The sequence below is a fragment of the Streptomyces sp. NPDC055099 genome (assembly GCF_053607685.1).
The window spans coordinates 62960-79800 of record NZ_JBSGUA010000020.1 but is presented as its reverse complement, the minus strand read 5'-3'; the positions used below and the strand labels follow the sequence as shown (position 1 = coordinate 79800).

The 16841-nt window shown below is 70.2% G+C and carries 17 protein-coding genes; 9 read left to right on the top strand and 8 right to left on the bottom strand.

Annotated features, from left to right (window positions below):
• The first annotated feature begins 23 nt into the window (after positions 1-23).
• Both ACWFRU_RS36105 and ACWFRU_RS36100 read left to right on the top strand, forming a co-directional pair.
• Entirely contained in the window at positions 24-1046 is a 1023-nt protein-coding gene (locus tag ACWFRU_RS36105; protein ID WP_453692324.1) for a 1-aminocyclopropane-1-carboxylate deaminase, read from the top strand.
• A gap of 200 nt (positions 1047-1246) precedes the next feature.
• On the top strand, positions 1247-1474 hold the full coding sequence (locus ACWFRU_RS36100) for a CarD family transcriptional regulator (RefSeq protein WP_135329399.1): 228 nt from the start codon (positions 1247-1249) through the stop codon (positions 1472-1474).
• Between the two features lie 153 nt (positions 1475-1627).
• Here the strand turns inward: ACWFRU_RS36100 and ACWFRU_RS36095 are convergent, their stop codons facing one another.
• The 7 genes from ACWFRU_RS36095 to ACWFRU_RS36065 all read right to left on the bottom strand — a co-directional run bounded on the left by ACWFRU_RS36095 (position 1628) and on the right by ACWFRU_RS36065 (position 9157).
• A complete protein-coding gene (locus tag ACWFRU_RS36095; protein WP_453692359.1) occupies positions 1628-2854 on the bottom strand; it encodes a TerD family protein in 1227 nt (408 codons plus the stop codon).
• 83 nt (positions 2855-2937) lie between these two features.
• Positions 2938-3927, bottom strand: a complete 990-nt coding sequence (locus ACWFRU_RS36090; protein WP_453692323.1) for a zinc-dependent alcohol dehydrogenase family protein — start codon at positions 3925-3927, stop codon at positions 2938-2940.
• Positions 3924-4817, bottom strand: coding sequence for a carbohydrate ABC transporter permease (locus tag ACWFRU_RS36085; protein WP_453692322.1), 894 nt, complete (start codon positions 4815-4817; stop codon positions 3924-3926). The genes ACWFRU_RS36090 and ACWFRU_RS36085 overlap by 4 nt, the downstream gene beginning before the upstream one ends.
• On the bottom strand, positions 4814-5770 hold the full coding sequence (locus tag ACWFRU_RS36080; protein WP_453692321.1) for a carbohydrate ABC transporter permease: 957 nt from the start codon (positions 5768-5770) through the stop codon (positions 4814-4816). The genes ACWFRU_RS36085 and ACWFRU_RS36080 overlap by 4 nt, the downstream gene beginning before the upstream one ends.
• Complete coding sequence (locus ACWFRU_RS36075; RefSeq protein ID WP_453692320.1) at positions 5767-7134, bottom strand: ABC transporter substrate-binding protein; 1368 nt, start codon at positions 7132-7134, stop codon at positions 5767-5769. Before ACWFRU_RS36075 ends, ACWFRU_RS36080 begins: the two co-directional genes overlap by 4 nt.
• Positions 7135-7267: 133 nt before the next feature.
• The gene (locus ACWFRU_RS36070) at positions 7268-8038 is read right to left on the bottom strand and encodes a DeoR/GlpR family DNA-binding transcription regulator (protein WP_365827192.1); all 771 of its coding nucleotides are present in this window, start codon (positions 8036-8038) and stop codon (positions 7268-7270) included.
• Between the two features lie 309 nt (positions 8039-8347).
• Positions 8348-9157 (bottom strand): NAD-dependent epimerase/dehydratase family protein, encoded by an 810-nt coding sequence (locus ACWFRU_RS36065; RefSeq protein ID WP_453692319.1) that lies wholly within the window; start codon positions 9155-9157, stop codon positions 8348-8350.
• A gap of 249 nt (positions 9158-9406) precedes the next feature.
• On the opposite strand from ACWFRU_RS36065, the gene ACWFRU_RS36060 reads away from it, so the two are divergent.
• From ACWFRU_RS36060 to ACWFRU_RS36030, 7 genes are all read left to right on the top strand, one after another.
• Positions 9407-10360, top strand: coding sequence for a 5-dehydro-4-deoxyglucarate dehydratase (locus ACWFRU_RS36060; RefSeq protein WP_453692318.1), 954 nt, complete (start codon positions 9407-9409; stop codon positions 10358-10360).
• Positions 10357-11523, top strand: a complete 1167-nt coding sequence (locus ACWFRU_RS36055; protein ID WP_453692317.1) for a hypothetical protein — start codon at positions 10357-10359, stop codon at positions 11521-11523. Before ACWFRU_RS36060 ends, ACWFRU_RS36055 begins: the two co-directional genes overlap by 4 nt.
• Positions 11524-11711: 188 nt before the next feature.
• The gene (locus ACWFRU_RS36050) at positions 11712-12299 is read left to right on the top strand and encodes a TIGR03086 family metal-binding protein (protein WP_453692316.1); all 588 of its coding nucleotides are present in this window, start codon (positions 11712-11714) and stop codon (positions 12297-12299) included.
• Between the two features lie 154 nt (positions 12300-12453).
• Positions 12454-13257, top strand: a complete 804-nt coding sequence (locus tag ACWFRU_RS36045; protein WP_453692315.1) for an HAD family acid phosphatase — start codon at positions 12454-12456, stop codon at positions 13255-13257.
• A gap of 156 nt (positions 13258-13413) precedes the next feature.
• A complete protein-coding gene (locus tag ACWFRU_RS36040) occupies positions 13414-14172 on the top strand; it encodes a CPBP family intramembrane glutamic endopeptidase (protein ID WP_453692314.1) in 759 nt (252 codons plus the stop codon).
• 2 nt (positions 14173-14174) lie between these two features.
• Positions 14175-14537 carry a PadR family transcriptional regulator gene (locus tag ACWFRU_RS36035; RefSeq protein WP_453692313.1) on the top strand — a complete coding sequence of 121 codons (363 nt, stop codon included), beginning with the start codon at positions 14175-14177 and terminating at the stop codon, positions 14535-14537.
• On the top strand, positions 14534-15271 hold the full coding sequence (locus ACWFRU_RS36030; RefSeq protein WP_453692312.1) for a hypothetical protein: 738 nt from the start codon (positions 14534-14536) through the stop codon (positions 15269-15271). Before ACWFRU_RS36035 ends, ACWFRU_RS36030 begins: the two co-directional genes overlap by 4 nt.
• 48 nt (positions 15272-15319) lie before the next feature.
• Here ACWFRU_RS36030 and ACWFRU_RS36025 read toward each other — a convergent pair whose 3' ends face one another.
• Positions 15320-16768, bottom strand: a complete 1449-nt coding sequence (locus ACWFRU_RS36025) for a peptidoglycan D,D-transpeptidase FtsI family protein (RefSeq protein ID WP_453692311.1) — start codon at positions 16766-16768, stop codon at positions 15320-15322.
• Positions 16769-16841 lie beyond the last annotated feature (73 nt).

Here is a 16841-nt window from a genome sequence, read left to right as displayed (position 1 = left end):
CCCTGAACCGGCCGGAGGCCCACGTGTCCACACCTCTCGACTCGTACTCCCGCTATCCCCTCCTCTTCGGCCCCTCGCCCGTCCACCCCCTGGACCGCCTCACCCACCACCTCGGCGGCGCCGCGCTCTGGGCCAAGCGCGAGGACTGCAACTCCGGGATCGCGTACGGCGGCAACAAGACGCGCAAACTGGAGTTCCTGGTGGCCGACGCGCTCGCGCAGGGCTGCGACACCCTCGTGTCGATCGGCGGCGTCCAGTCCAACCACACCCGCCAGGTAGCGGCCGTCGCCGCCCGCGCCGGACTCAAGTGCGTGCTGATCCAGGAGAGTTGGGTCGACTGGCCCGATTCCGTCTACGACAAGGTCGGCAACATCCTCGTCAGCAGGCTCGCGGGCGCCGACGTGCGCCTCGTGCGCGCCGGGTTCGGCATCGGCATCAAGGAGAGCTGGGAACAGGCGGTGCGCGAGGTCGAGGAGGCGGGCGGCAAGCCGTACGCGATCCCGGCTGGCTGCTCCGAGCACCGCCTCGGCGGTCTGGGCTTCGCCCGCTGGGCGTACGAAGTGGCCGAGCAGGAGGAGGAGTTGGGGGTGTTCTTCGACACCGTCGTGGTCTGCTCGGTGACCGGGTCCACGCAGGCGGGCATGGTCGCCGGCTTCGCCGCGCTCGCGGAGGAGGGTGCCCGTCCCCGCCGCGTCCTCGGCATCGACGCCTCCGCCGATCCCGGCCGTACCCGCGAGCAGATCGCCAGGATCACCCGCGGGACCGCCGAACTCATCGGCGTGCAGGCAGAGGTGAAGGACGCCGACATAGAGCTGGACGCGCGCTATCACGCGGGCACCTACGGACTGCCCGACGAGGCCACTCTCGACGCGATGCGGCTGGCGGCCCGCACGGAGGGCATGGTGACCGACCCGGTGTACGAGGGGAAGTCGATGGCCGGGATGATCGATCTGGTGGACAGGGGAGAGATCGCGCGCGACGCGACCGTCCTGTACGCCCACCTCGGTGGGCAGCCCGCCCTGAATGCCTACAGTGCCCTGTTCTGATCCCTCCTGTCCCGGCCGGTGGATCAGGGGCTCCGTCGGGGGCCGTGGGGCACGTATGTGCGCGTCGTGCGCGTGGTGCCACGGGGCAACTACGTACCGCTACGAGGAACCTGCAGTTGTGTGTCGGTTTGATGCCGATGTGAGGACCGTGTGAGCTCGGAGCATGGTGCGGCGGGGTCCGGAGGGCGCATACTCAGAACATGACGAGGCCCCCCGGTACCCGACGCCACCTGCCGAACAGCCCTTTCAACGTTCCGCCGCCCCCCGCGCCGCCCATCGAGCAGTTCGCCGTGGGCGACCGGGTCTCCCACGATCAGTACGGACTCGGACGGATCGTCGGAGTGGAAGGCGAGGAAGCAGTGGTCATCGACTTCGCAGGCCGCCAGGGAAGGTTCCTGAGCCCCTATCCCAAGCTGGCCAAGCTCTGACCTGACGCACGCCCGCGCGCGCGTCCCCACGTACGACAAGGGGCGGCCGACGGGGAAGGTTCATCCCTTCCCGGCGGCCGCCCCTGCGCTTGCCCTCAGCGGTCTTACGCGTCCGCCGGCGGTCTCTCGTGACCGTCGGCGGACGCGCGGTGGCTACAGCGCCTGCGCCGCCGGCTTCACCATTCCGCGCACGGTGCGTGACTTGACGAAGTCACCCATGGCGGTCATTTCCCACTCGCCGGTGAACTGCTTGATGAGCTTGGCCATCATCACGCCCGTCTGCGCCTCGGCGTTCGTGAGGTCGAAGCGGACCAGCTCCTCGCCCGTCGCCGCGTCGAGCAGGCGGCAGTACGCCTTGGCGACCTGCGTGAACTTCTGGCCCGAGAACGAGTTCACCGTGAAGACGAGACCCGTCACGTCCTGCGGCAGCCGGCCCAGGTCCACGACGATCACCTCGTCGTCACCGCCGCCCTCGCCGGTGAGGTTGTCGCCGGAGTGCTTGATCGCGCCGTTCACGATCGACAGCTTGCCGAAGTAGCAGCTGTCCACGTGGTTGCGCTGCGGGCCGTACGCGATGACGGAGGCGTCCAGGTCGATGTCCTTGCCGCGGAACGCGGGCTCCCAGCCGAGGCCCATCTTGACCTGCGAGAGGAGCGGCTTGCCGCCCTTGACCAGGGACACCGTCTGGTTCTTCTGGAGGCTGACCCGGCCCTTGTCCAGGTTGATCTTCCCGGCGCCGGGCGCGGGGGCCGCGGGCGCCGGGGGAGCGGCGGGGGCGGCGGGCGCGGCGACGCGGGGGTCCGCGACCGGCGGGGGCGGACCCTGGACCGGGGCGCCGGACGGGGGCGCCATCGGAGCGGCGGGCGCCGGGGCGGCCGGGGCGGCGGGCTCCTCGACCGAGACACCGAAGTCCGTGGCGATGCCCGCCAGGCCGTTCGAGTACCCCTGACCGACGGCGCGCGCCTTCCACGCGCCGTTGCGCAGATAGACCTCGACGATCACCAGAGCGGTCTCGCCGCCGAGCTGCGGGGGCGTGAACGAGGCGAGGACGGTTCCGTCGTCCGCGTTGCGGATGGTGGCGGTGGGCTCGATGCCCTGGAAGGACTGGCCCGCCGCGTCCGGGCTCGCGGTGACGACGATCTTCTCGATGCCGGCGGGCACGGCACTGGTGTCCACCGTGATCTTGTCGGGCGTGGTGCCGCCACCCGACTGATAGGTCACACCGGGGCCCGAGGGCTGGTTGAAGAAGATGAAGTCGTCGTCGGAGCGCACCTTGCCGTCGGCGGTGAGCAGCAGGCCCGACACGTCGAGCCGCACCGGAGCGGCGACGTCAACCGCCACACGGGTGGCGGAGAGAGGGATGTTCGAGCCGGGTGTCATAGCGGTCATGTCCGGGGTAACGAACGTCCCGGCTTTGCCGTTCCCTTACCCGCGGAAGTTTCTCTCTCCGCCCCGCGGCCTCTCTAGGGCACCACCACGATCTTCCGGCCCACACCCGAGGCGAACCGCTCCAGTGCCTGGGGGTAGGTGTCCAGGGGGAGCCTGTCGCTGATGAAGACGTCCGGGTCGAGGACACCCCCGGCGAACAGCTCCGCCGCCCGCTCGTAGCTGTGCAGGACCGCCATCGACCCGGTGATGGTGATCTCCTGGTTGTAGATGCGGTACGGGTCGATGCTGACCCGCGTCGCGTAGTCGGCGACGCCGAACTGCAGGAACGTCCCGGCCTTGGCGACGCGTCCGATGCCGTCCTGGATCGCGTTCGCGTTCCCCGTGGCGTCGACCACGATGTCCCAGCCCTGCGGCCGGTCAAGATCGTCGGCGCCCGCGGCCGACCCCGAGACACCCAGCTGCCGGGCCGTGGCGAGGCGGTCCGGGTTGAGGTCCACGATGTCCACGCTCGCCGCCCCCGTCCGCTTGGCGAGCTCCAGCATCATCAGGCCCATCGTCCCGGAGCCGTAGATCAGGACGTGGGCGCCGAGCCGGGCGCGCAGCACGTCGTGGCCGCGCACCGCGCAGGACAGCGGCTCGATGAGGGCCGCGTCCTGGGTGCGTACGTGCTCGGGGAGCCGCACGCAGTTGGCGACGGGCGCGACCGCGTACTGGGCCGCGCCGCCCGCCGTGGTGACGCCGATCGCGGCCCAGCGCTCGCAGAGGTTGTTGTGGCCGGTGCGGCAGTAGCGGCACTCGTGGCAGTACAGCGAGGGATCGACGGCGACCCGGTCGCCGACCGCGAGCTCCGTGACCTCGCGGCCGAGCCCCACGACCTCCCCGGCGAACTCGTGCCCCGGCACCACCGGCAGCGTGGGCGCGAACTCGCCCTGCAAAATGTGCAGATCGGTTCCGCACAGACCGCACGCGGCGACCTCGACGACGACCTCGCGCGGCCCCGGGGTGGGGTCGGGCACCTCGCCGACGACGGCCTTGCCGACGGACTCGATGATGGCGGCCTTCACTTGACGGCTCCCAACGACAGGCCCTGGACCAGCTTGTCCTGGGCGGCGAACCCCGCGGCGAGCACCGGCAGGGAGATCACGAGCGACGCGGCGCACACTTTCGCCAGGAACAGGCCTTGGCTGGTGATGAAGCCGGTCAGGAACACGGGCGCGGTCTGGGCGACGACGCCCGTCAGGACCCGCGCGAAGAGGAGTTCGTTCCAGCTGAAGATGAAGCAGATCAGGGAGGTCGCCGCGATGCCCGGCAGCGCGATGGGGGCCACCACGCGCGCGAGGATGGTGGGCAGCCGCGCCCCGTCGATCTGCGCGGCCTCGATGATCGCGACCGGCACCTCGGCGAGGAAGGACTGCATCATCCACACCGCGATCGGCAGGTTCATCGACGTGTAGAGGATGACGAGCAGCCAGATGTTGTCGAGCATCTCGGCGTTCTTGGCGAAGAGATAGATCGGCAGGAGGCCCGCCACGACCGGCAGCATCTTGGTGGAGAGGAAGAAGAACAGGACGTCCGTCCACTTCTTCACCGGCCTGATGGAGAGCGCGTACGCGGCGGGCAGCGCCAGGACCAGCACGAGCAGGGTCGAGGCCACCGAGGCGACCGTCGAGTTGATGAGCGCGGGCCAGGGGCTCGCGCCGCCGCCCGAGCCGAAGAACTCGCGGTAGCCGTCCAGGGTGAGGGAGGCGGCGACCGAGGGCGGATTGGTCGCCGCGTCCTCCTCCGAGTGGAAGGAGGTCAGCGTCATCCAGGCGATGGGCAGGAAGAACAGGATGCCGGCCAGCCAGGCGGCGAGGCCGAGGCCCGCGGAGCCCCGGATACGAAAGCGGCTCCCGGGCTGTGACTGCGGCTGTGGCTGTGGCCGGGTACGTGTCTGCGTCGCGACGGTGCTCATGCGCGGGACGCCTCCTCACGGAACAGGGACGAGACGACCCGCAGCGCGAAGGTCGCGATGATGATGGAGCCGATGACGACGAGGACACCGGCGGCGGACGCCAGGCCGTTCTCGTGGGCCTGGTAGAAGCTCTGGTAGACGGTGTAGGGCAGGTTGGCCGTGCCCAGACCGCCCGACGTGATCGTGAAGACGGCGTCGAAGTTCTGCACGATGTAGATCGAGCCGAGCAGCGCCCCCAGCTCCAGATAGCGGCGCAGATGCGGCAGCGTCAGATACCGGAACACCTGCCAGTTGCCCGCGCCGTCCATCCGGGCCGCCTCGATGAGCTCACTGTCGCGGCTCTGCAGCCCGGCGAGCAGGATCAGCATCATGAAGGGCGTCCACTGCCAGATCAGGGAGGCCTCGATGGCGATCAGCGGGGTGTTGGACACCCAGTCGGGCTGCGCCGCGCCGTCACCGCCCACCCAGTGCAGCAGGCCGTTGAAGAGGCCGTACTCGGGGTTGTAGAGCGCGTGCTTCCACAGCAGCGCGGCGGCCACCGGCACCAGCAGGAACGGCGCGATGAGCAGCGTGCGCACCAGTCCGCGCCCCCGGAACTTCCGGTCGAGGAGCAGGGCGAGCCCGAGGCCGATGACGAGGCTCGCGAGCACCACGGTGGCCGTGAGCACGATGGTCGTCAGGACGGACTTGCGCAGGTCGGGGTCGGTGAGGACCTCGGAGTAGTTGTCGAGCCCGGCGAAGCTGCGGGCATCGGGGTAGAGGGCGTTCCAGTCGAAGAAGGAGATCACCAGCGTGGCCACGAAGGGGAGCTGGGTGACGACGACCATGAAGATCAGGGCGGGCAGGAGCGGGGCCCTGGTGGCCCAGGCGCGCAGCCTGCCGCCCGGCTTCCTGGCCGGGGACACGTGCGCCTGCGTGGGCGCGACGGCGGGGGTACTCGCGGTGGCGGTCATCGTCCCTCGTACTCCTCGGCGATCTTCTCGGCGAGCTTCTGTGACTTCTTGAGGGCCGAATCGACGGACTGGCGTCCGGCGATGGCCGCGCTGATCTCCTGGGAGACCTTCGTGCCGAGGTCGGTGAACTCGGGGATGCCGACGAACTGGATGCCGGGCGCGGGCCGGGGCTGCACGCCCGGGTCACGCGGTTTCGCGCCCTCGATGGCGGCATGGGTGACGTCCTGGAAGGCCGCGGCTTCCTTGCGGTACTCGGGGTTGGCGTACGTGGAGGCGCGCTTGCCCGCCGGGACGTTGGACCAGCCGATCTTCTCGCCGACCAGTTCCTCGTACTCCTTGCTGGACGCCCAGGAGACGAACTTCCAGGCCTTGTCCGGGTTGCGCGACGCCTTCTGCAGGCCCCAGGCCCAGGTGTAGAGCCACCCGGAGCTCTCGGTCTTCTCCACGGGCGCGGGTACGTAGCCGATCTTGCCCTTGACCGGGGACTTGGCGGACTCCAGCGAGCCGGCGGCGGCCGTGGCGTCGTACCACATGGCGGTCTTGCCCTGGGTGAGGTTGTTCAGGCACTCGGCATAGCCGGACTGGGCGGCGCCGGATTCGCCGTGCTCGCGGACGAGGTCCACGTAGAAGCGCGTCGCCTTCTTGAACTCGGGGGAGTCGAGGCGCGCCTTCCACCCCTTGTCGAACCACGTCCCTCCGAAGGTGTTCACCACCGTCGTCAGGGGCGCTATCAGCTCGCCCCAGCCCGGGAGCCCGCGCAGACAGATGCCCTTCATCCCGGGCTCGGCGCCGTCCACCTCGGCCGCGAGCTTGGCCACCTTCTGCCAGGTGGGCTTCTTCGGCATGGTGAGGCCGGCCTTCTCGAAAACGTCCTTGCGGTACATCAGGAAGGACGACTCCCCGTAGAAGGGCTGTCCGTAGAGCTTGCCGTCGTCCCCGGTGAGGGACTGGCGCATGGACGGCAGTACGTCCTTCTCGTCGTACTCCGTGTCCTTGCGGGTGTACGAGCCGAGTTCGTGCAGCCAGTCGTTCTTGGCGTAGATCGGGATCTCGTAGTTACTGAGGGTGGCGACGTCGTACTGGCCCGCCTGGTTGGCGAAGTCCTGGCTGATCTTGTCGCGGACGTCGTTCTCGGGCAGGACCGTGAAGTTCACCTTGATGCCCGTTTCCTTGGTGAAGTGGGCGGCGGTGAGCTTCTGCAGTTCGACCATCTGCGGGTTGTTCACCATCAGTACGTTGATGGAGTCGCCGCCTGAACCGGTCCCGCCCGCCCCGGCCCAGCAGCCGGAGAGCAGCGGGGCAAGCAGCGTCCCTGCGGCTGCCGCGGCGAGTGCGCGCGGCCTCCGTCGGCTCTGGGTTCGCATGGATGCTCCTGGACGTATGGGGACTTATGGGGTGCGTGAGAGGTGGGTCGGGATGGATGCGGGCGTGCGAGATCACGAGAGTGCGAGAGGGGAGCGAGGCCGGGCGAGGGGGAGGGGGAGGCGAGCGGGGGTGTCAGACGCGGATGACCTGGGGGCCCTGGAGCGAGTAGCGGTGTGCCTCGGAGGCGGGCAACTGCGTGCTCGTGACGATCGCCTCCAGCTCACCGACGTGCCCGAACCGGCAGAAGCTCGTCGCCCCGAACTTGGTGTGCACGCCCGCGAACACGGTGCGCCGTGACGCGCGGATGGCCTGCGTCTTGACCTCGCTGACCGCGGGGTCGGGCGTGGTCAGGCCGTGCTCGCGGGAGATGCCGTTGGCGCCGATGTAGGCGAGGTCGATCACGAACCCGGCCAGCATCCGCGTCGTCCAGTGGTCGACGGTCGCGAGGGTCCCGGGGCGGACGCGGCCGCCGAGGAGCAGCACGGACATGTTGTCGGCCTCGGCGAGGGCGCCGGCGGTGGCCAGGGAGGCGGTGACCACGGTCAGCGGGCGGCCCTTGGCGGCCTCGGGGAGTGCCTCGGCGATGAGCTGCGGGGTGAAGCCCTCGTCCACGAAGACCGTTTCGGCGTCGCCGAGGAGGTCGGCGGCGGCGGTGGCGATCCTTCGCTTCTCCGGGACGTGCATGGTGGTGCGGAAGGCGAGGGTCGTCTCGAAACCGGCGCTCTCCACGGGGTAGGCGCCGCCGTGGGTGCGGCGGACCAGGCCGTGGTCCTCCAGGGCGCGGAGGTCGCGGCGGACGGTTTCCTTGGCGACGCCCAGTTCGGTGGCGAGGGCGGTGACGTCGACGGAGCCGGAGGTTCTCGCGGCCCGGACGATTTTTCGCTGCCGCTCTTCCGCGGTCATGGCCACCGCCTCCTTCCCTCGCTGTGCCCGTTCGGGCCCTGGGGGAAAGTTCTACAGCGGGGCGGTCTGTGTGAACAGGCTCGGAGCGGGGGCGATGGTGCCCGTCTCTGCCCGTTTGCCGGGGCTGCGGCCTCTGGTTCGGGCTTGGCCGGTGCCCGTTCGGGGGGTGGAGCGTGCCCGTTCGCTGCCCGCTTGGGGGTTCAAGGCCTTCCTTTCCCCAACCCCGCCCCTTCCCGAAAACCCGCTGCGCGGGGGCGTCCTCAAACGCCGGACGGCTGAAAGTTCAGGCCGTCCGGCGTTTGAGGACCCTCAGTACGGCCACACCGGAGGGTTCGTGCAGAAGTGGCCCCCCAGGTTCGCGTGGTCCGGGTTGGCGGGGTCAAGCTCTCCCTGCTCGGCGACCAGCTTCGCCGCGTACCGCTCGGAGTCGTCCTGCGGCGAGTAGCCCAGCGCACGCGCCGACGAAAGGTCCCACCACAGCCGCGTGTTGGCGGACGAGCCGTACACCACCGTGTGCCCCACGGACGGAGCGGTCAGCGCCGCGTCGAAGAGCCGGGCGCCGTCCCCGGGGCTCATCCAGACCGACAGCATCCGCACGCTCGTCGGCTCCGGGAAGCACGAACCGATCCGCACCGAGACGGTCTCCAGGCCGTGCTTGTCCCAGTAGAACTGGGCGAGATCCTCGCCGAAGGACTTCGACAGGCCGTAGAACGTGTCGGGGCGGCGCGGCGTGTCCACCGCGATCAGCGGATCGTCGCCGACGGGCCGCGGGGTGAATCCCACCGCGTGGTTCGACGAGGCGAAGACGATCCGGCGGACGCCCTCCTCGCGCGCCGCCTCGTAGAGGTTGTACGTCCCCTCGATGTTCGCCCGCAGGATCTTGTCGAAGGAGGACTCCAGGGAGATGCCCGCGAGATGGATGACCGCGTCGACCCCCCGCACGGCCTCCCGCAGCGCCTTCTTGTCGGCGAGGTCCGCCGTGATCGCGTCCGGCTCGCCCTCGACGGGCCGTACGTCGAGCAGCCGCAGGTCGTAACCGTGGGCCGGGAGGAGCCCCCGCATCAGGGTGCCGAGGCCGCCTGCGGCGCCGGTGAGCAGGACGGTGCGGGGAGCGGGCATGAGGAGGTCTCCTGTGTATGTGTACGTACAGCATTCACATTTGTGGACACGCTAGGGATCGACGGCTCGTCGCGTCAAGTGTCGTGCGGAGGTGGATGGTCCGCTCGCGAATCGCTCTCAAATCACGGTTCTCTTGCCGACCTTGACGCTTGACCGGGGCTCGACGGGCGCCTTAGCGTGGCATCGTTCAGAAATATGGACGTGGATCAGAAACGTGGATCGGAAAACGTGCACGCTAAGGGAGAGCCCGTGACGTCAGCACCCCTCGCCGCTCGACTCGACATCCCCAGCGGGCCGCTGTTCTTCCCGGTCACCGCGTACGCGCCGGACGGCTCCGTCGACCTCGACGTCTTCCGCGCGCACGTGCGCGCGGGCGTCGAGGCGGGTGCGGCGGCCGTGTTCGCCTGCTGCGGCACGGGGGAGTTCCACGCCCTGACGCCCGAGGAGTTCCGGGCGTGCGCCGCCGCCGCCGTCGAGGAGACGGCTGGGCGTGTGCCGGTGGTCGCGGGAGCGGGCTACGGCACCGCGCTCGCCGTCAGGTACGCGAAGCTCGCCGAGGAGGCGGGCGCCGACGGGCTGCTCGCGATGCCTCCCTATCTCGTCGTGGCCGGGCAGGAGGGCCTGCTCCGGCACTACGCCGAACTGGCCGCGGCCACCTCCCTCGAAGTCATCGTCTATCAGCGCGACAACGCCGTGTTCACCCCCGAGACCGTGGTCGAACTCGCCCGCACCGAGGGCATCATCGGGTTCAAGGACGGCCTCGGCGACATGGACCTGATGCAGCGCATCGTCAGCGCCGTACGGGCGGAAGTCCCGGAGGATTTCCTCTACTTCAACGGCCTGCCCACCGCCGAGCTGACCGGGCTCGCCTATCGCGGCATCGGCGTGACGCTCTACTCGTCGGCCGTCTTCTGCTTCGCGCCCGACATCGCGCTCGCTTTCCACCGGGCCTTCAACGCCCGGACCGCCGAGGGCGACGCCACCGTGAACCGCCTCATCGACGGCTTCTACCGCCCCTTCGTGGAGCTGCGCGCCGAGGGCAGGGGGTACGCCGTCTCCCTCGTCAAGGCGGGCGTACGCCTGGCCGGGCTCGACGTCGGCGGGGTGCGGTCGCCGTTGCACGAACCTGCCGACGAGCACATCAAGCGCCTTGCCGAGCTGACCGAGCGCGGGCGCGCCCTGCTGCGGGAGGAGAGCGCGTGAGGACCTCCGCCTTCCTGTACCCCTGGGACGTCGTCGGCGACCCCGCGGCGCCCTCGCGCGTCGCAGGCCTCGGCGTCCGGCAGGTCACCCTCGCCTCCGCCTATCACTCCACCCGCGCGCTCACCCCCCGCCACCCGCGCCACCGCATCGTCACCGCCGAGCACGCGGCGGTCCTGTACGAGCCGGGCGACCGGTGGCAGGGGCGCGCGCTGCGCCCGTACGCGGCCGGAAGCTGGGCCCCGGGCGATACCTACGGAGAGGCCGCCGAAGCCCTCGCGGCCGCCGGGCTCGACGTGCACACCTGGGTCGTCCTCGCCCACAACTCCCGTATGGGCGCCGAACACCCGGACACCTCCGTCGTCAACGCCTACGGAGACCGCTACCCCTGGGCGCCCTGCATCGCGCAGCCCGCCACGCGCGCGTACCTCGTCGATCTCGCCGCCGAGGCCGCCGTCCGGCCCGGAGCGCGCGGCACCGAGCTGGAGTCCCTCGGCTGGTACGGCCTCGCGCATCTGCACGCCCACGACAAGATCGCCGGGGTGCCGCTGGGGGAGGCCGGGCAGTACCTGATGTCCCTGTGCTTCTGCGCGGACTGCCGTACGGGGTACGCCGGGGAAGGCCTCGCCCCCGACGAGCTGGCGGCCGGGGTCCGCCGCGCCCTGGAGCCCGTGTGGCGTGGCGAGGAGCCTTCCGGCGGCTGGGAGGCGGTGGAGAAGCTCCTGGGCGCGGAGACGGCGGCCGCCACGCGCGCGTGGCGCGAGGAAACCGCCCGCACGCTCCAGGAGGCGGTGATCGCGGCCGTACGCGCCGCCGCCCCGGACGGCTTCCAAGTGCTGCTGCACGCCGACCCGGTGGCCTACCACTGCGGTGCCAACGCCGGTGTCGACCCCGCGCACATCCTCTCCGTGGCCGACGGCGTGGTCGTGCCCTGCACGGGCGGCGCCCAGGCGCTTGCGCCCTTCCAAAAGCACCACTCCGACCGCACCGTCCTCGCCGCGAACCTCACCGTCGTCTCCGGCATGGGCGGCAGCCCCGCCACCCTCGCCGCCGACGCCGAGAACGCGGTCGCGCTGGGCGCGGACGAACTGCGGCTCTACCACGCCGGGTTGGCGTCCGACGCGGACCTCGCACACGTGACGACGGCGCTGGAGCGCCTCGCGTAGCCCCTGTCGCACCGCGAGTGGAAGCGCCCGGCATCCGCGCCGCGGACCAGGCCGAGGCCATCGCCGCCATCGCCGCGATCAAGCGTTGGGCCGACGTGAGGTCTCGCCGATGAGTTCCGGGTCTCGGGCCGGTCTACAGGGCAGGACAGCGGTCCATGGGGAAGGGCCGCCGAGATTCAGGAGGACCCATGACGAAGATCGTCGACTTCGAGCGGCAGGCCCGGCTGGTGGCGGCCGTCGCGGAGGGCGTCACCGACGAGCAGCTCGCGGGACCCACCCCCTGCCCGGAGTACCAAGTACGGCACCTGCTGGGCCATCTGGTCGGTCTCACGGGCGCGTTCCGGGACGCCGGGCGCAAGGACCTGGGACCGCGGCTCGACCAGAACCCAGGGGACTCCCTTCCCGACATCGGACCCGAGTGGCGCGCCGAGCTGCCGAAGCTGCTCGACGAGCTGGTGGAGGCGTGGCGCGACCCGGCCGCGTACGAGGGCATGACGAGGGCGGGCGGCATCGATCTGCCGGGTGCCGTCGCCGGGGCCGTGGCCCTGGACGAACTCGTCGTGCACGGGTGGGACTTGGCGCGCGCGACCGGGCAGGCGTACGCACCTGACGAGGCGAGTCTCGCGGTGGCGCTGGAGCTGCTCACGCCCCAGGAGGGCGACGCCTCCGAGGACAGCCCGTTCGGGCCCCCGGTCCCGGTGCCTGACGACGCCCCTCTCCTCGACCGCGTGATCGGCCTCAGCGGCCGTGACCCGGGGTGGACGCCCGGAGCGTGACCCCAGGCTTTCCCCGGATCAGGTATTGATCGGGTAAAGGGTCTCGCAGGGTGACGTGTGATGCGCGTAGACAGTGCGCGTAGACAGGCCTTGACCTGCCTGAACACGTGAACACGCATCCCCGCAAGAGACTCTGATCCGGAGAAATCGTCCTATGCGCAAGTCCCTTCGGGTGGCCGGCATCGCCACCGCCTGTGCCGTCGCCGGCGCCGCGCTGTACGGCACCGGCGCGGCCACCGCCGACAACGCGGCGGCGCGGCACACCGCCGAACCCCAGAACATCGGCCTGCTCGTCGGCGAGATCGATGACTACTACGGCGCCCACGAGGACGCCGACGGCGTCTGGCGCTCCTCGCCCGACAGCCCGTACGCCAAGGATCTGGCACGCATCCAGGCGAAGGCGAAGAAGGACATCAGGAAGGCCGCGGCCGTGCACGGCAAGAAGCCCGGGAAGGCCAAGAAGCCCGCGATCGTCCTCGACGTCGACGACACCTCGCTGCTCAGCTTCGACTACGAGAAGCGCACCAACTACACGTACAACAGCGCCACATGGGACGCGTACGTGAAAGCGGCCAAGCGCCCCGCCGTCTTCGGCATGCCCGAACTCGTCACGTACGCCAAGAGCAAGGGCGTCGAGGTCTTCTTCCTCACCGGTCTGAGCGAGTCGCAGCGCGAGGGCGCCGTCACGAACCTCGCCAGAGCCGGGTACGACACGCAGCTCGACACCGCACACGTCTTCACCAAGAACAAGACGGCTCCGCCCGCCTACCTGAGCGACTGCGCCACGCCCGCCAAGTGGGAGTGCACCACCGTGCAGTTCAAGGAAGGCACCCGCAAGCACATCGAGTCGACCGGCTACAACATCGTCGGCAGCTTCGGTGACCAGGTCTCCGACCTCGCGGGCGGATACGCGGACAAGACCTACAAGCTGCCGAACCCGACGTACTTCGTGGAGTAGTCCGGGGTGGGCCCCGGGGTTCACGCGCCGCACGGCTCGGCATCGCTAGATAGGTTGTATTCCTGACTAGGTCGCTCTACGGTCTAGGTAGCTCACATGCTCATGGGGCCGTGCGGCACGCGCCGCGCGGCCCCTTCGGGAAGGGGGGATCCCACCATGACCGCCTCGCTGTCGCCGGAGTTCTCGGCCGCCTCCACGGTCGTCACCGTCGTACTCGGCGCCTATCTGCTGCTCGGCGAGCCCTGGCTCGGCCGCCGTCTCTACGGCTCGCTCGCCCGCCGCCGTGACACCGAACCACGCGCCCTCGTCGGCTACTTCACCTTCGTCCTCGTCTTCTGGTGGGTCCTGGCCGCGCTCGCCGGGGCGGTCCTGCTGCTCTCGCCCGCCATGGCCGCCGCAGATCTCGGCATCGCGGCGCCCGAGTCACCGGTGACCACGATCGTCGTCATCGTCACGATGGGGGCGGTCACGGTGGTGTCGGGGCGCAAGATGCGCGCCCTCGCCGCGGGCGGCAGGAACGTGCCGGGGCTCGCCTCCATCCAGGCGATGCTGCCGCGCACGGCCAAGGAGCGCCGCCTCGCGATCGCCGTCGCCGTGACGGACGGCATCTGCGCCGAACTCGTCTACCGCGGGCTCCTGATCGCCTTCGCCGTCGGCGTGCTCGACCTCAACCTCTACGTGGCGGCGGCGCTTTCGGCGCTCGTGTACGCCGTCGCCGGCGTCTACCAGGGCCGCAGCGGCGTCATCGCCTTCGGCCTCGTCGGGGCACTGTTCGCCGGGCTCTACGTGTCGACCGGCAGCCTGCTGCTGCCCGTCGCCGTCCACATCGCCCTCTCCGTGCGGGACCTGACCCTCCCCGAACCGGAGCCGGTCAGCAGCTTCCCCACGTACGAGCCGACCCCGAAGGGCAGCTGACCATGACCCCACCCGCCTCCGGCGGCGCGAAGACCGACCGCCGGGCCAGCTGGTTCAAGGGCGTGCTCGATCTGCTCGTGCTCGCGAGCCTCACCGACGGCGAGAGCTACGGCTACGAGATCGCCAAGCTGCTCGGCGCCGCCGGCTTCGGCCAGATCAAGGGCGGCACGCTCTACCCCGTGCTCAACCGCCTCGAAGAGGCGGGCCTGGTCGCCGCCGAGTTCCGGGCCACCGAGAAGGGGCCGGGCCGGCGCTACTACTCCCTGACGGACGCCGGGCGCGCCACGCTCGGCGAGCAGGGCGGGCTGTGGCTCGCCTTCGACGGCTCCGTGCGCGAGGTCCTGGCGAAGGCGGGTGTGCGATGAACGAGGGTTACGTGCGCGACAGCTACCTCCTCGACCTCGCCGACCGGCTGCGGGAACTCGGGCTGCCCGCCGACCGCGTCGAGACCACCGTCGCGGATCTCGGCGCGCACCTGGACGAGTCGGACGGGGCCGATCCGGAAGCCGAGTTCGGCCCGGTCGACGAGTTCGCCCGCGAACTGGCACCGGCCGGGGCGCAGCGGCCCGACACCCCCGAGGCGCACGTCGAGACGTGGCGGTGGACCGCCGACACGTACGTCGACGAGGAGCTGCTCAACCGCTTCGGCGACGAGGGGTGGGAGGTGGAGCGGGTCGACGCGCTCGGCCGTTTCGTCAGCCACCGTGACCTGGAGCGGCCGCAGCGCTGGGAGTACCGCCGTGAGCTGGTCACCCGGGGGCGTGAGGGGCTCGACGAGCGGCTGGCTCCCGAGGGCTGGGAGGCCTGCGGGAACTGGATCGTCTACGCGTGGTTCAAGCGGCCGCTGGCCGCGAGCCTCGGGCCGGGGGCGGAGGTGGGGTCGCCGCCGCCTGCGCCGGGGCGGCGGAACTTCTTGAGCCGCAAGTTCTACCTGCTGGTGGCCGCGATGGTCGTTGTCGTCGTCCTGGCGGGACTGACCGTTGCCGTGAACGACGGTGACACCGAGTCGGGGCTCGGCTTCGCCGGTGGGCTTCTTGTAGGGGCCCTGGTCCCGCTCGCCGCCCTGTGGAGCCGGCAGGTCTGGCGCTCGCGCCGTTGACCCCGCGGGGTGCCGTCACTCCTGACCGGCACCCCGCGGACACCGCCGTCACGACTTCAGCGCCGCCGACATCATCGACTTCGCGATCGGCGCCGCCAGGCCATTGCCGCTGACCTCCGACCGCGCCGCGTCCGAGGACTCGACGATGACCGCCACCGCGACCTCCTTGCCGTCGCCGCCCTTGGCGTACGAGGTGAACCAGGCGTACGGCGTCTTGCTGTTGTTCTCGCCGTGCTGGGCCGTGCCCGTCTTGCCGCCCACGTCCGCGCCGCTGATCCGCGCGTTCGTGCCGGTGCCCTTCTCGACGACCGTCTCCATCGCCGACTGAAGCTGATTCGCCGTGCTCTCGCTCATCACGCGCTCGGAGTCCGCGTCGTCGAACGAGTCGAGCACGTCGCCGTTCGCGTCGGTGATCTGGGACACCATGTGCGGCGACACCAGCTCGCCGCCGTTGGCGATCGCCCCCGAGACCATCGACATCTGCAGCGGAGTCGCCGTGACGTCGAACTGGCCGATGCCGGTCAGCGCCGTCTGGGCCTTGTCCATGTCGGACGGATACACGCTCTCGGAGGCGCGTACCGGCACGTCCAGCTTGTCGGTGTTGAAGCCCATCTTCTCGGCCATCGACTTGACCTTGTCCTGGCCCAGGTCGACCGCCATCTTCGCGAAGACGTTGTTGCACGAGTACTGCAGTGCCGTACGGATCGTGGCGTTCTCGCAGGGCGCGCTCGCGCTCTCGTTCTTCAGGACCGTGCGCGTGCCGGGCAGCGTGTACGGGTTCGGGCTGTCGGTCCCGGTGTCCGCCGAGCCGTAGAGCCCGTCCTCCAGGGCCGCCGCCGCGACGACCAGCTTGAACGTCGAACCGGGCGGCAGCGGCTGCCGCAGCGCGCGGTTGACCATCGGCTTCTCCTTGTCCTTCAGGAGCGCCTGCCACTCCTTGGAGTCCGTGGAACCGCTGATGTCCGAGGGGTCGTACGAGGGCGTCGACACCATGCCGAGGATCTTGCCCGACTTCGGGTCGACGGCGACGGCCGCGCCCTTCTTGTCGCCGAGCGACTTGTACGCGGCCTTCTGCACCGCCGGGTCGATCGTCGTGACCACGTCACCCGGGTCGGCGCGCTTGTTCGTCAGCGTGTCCAGCGGGTTCTTCAGCCGGTTGTCGGTGCCGTCGAGGACGTCCTTGTAGATGCCCTCCAGCTGCGTGGCCCCGTAGACCTGCGAGCTGTAGCCCGTGACGGACGAGTACAGATCACCGTCCTTGTACGTGCGCTTGTACTTGAGGTCGCCGCCCTTCGTCCGCTCGGAGCCGGTGACGGCCGCACCGCCCACGATGATGTCGCCCAGCGGGTTCGCGTACTGCTCGATCGCGTTGCGCCGGTTCAGCTTGTCGTCCGCGAGAGCCTTCGAGTCGTAGAACTGCACCCACGTCGCCCGCACCAGGAGGGCGACGACGAGCAGCAGCGTGAAGACCGAGGCATGCCTGATCGTCTTGTTCATCCCGTGAAAGGACGAGCGGCGCGGATGTATTCGTTCCGTTCTGCCGGGTTTCTTAGAGATTCCTCATACTGCG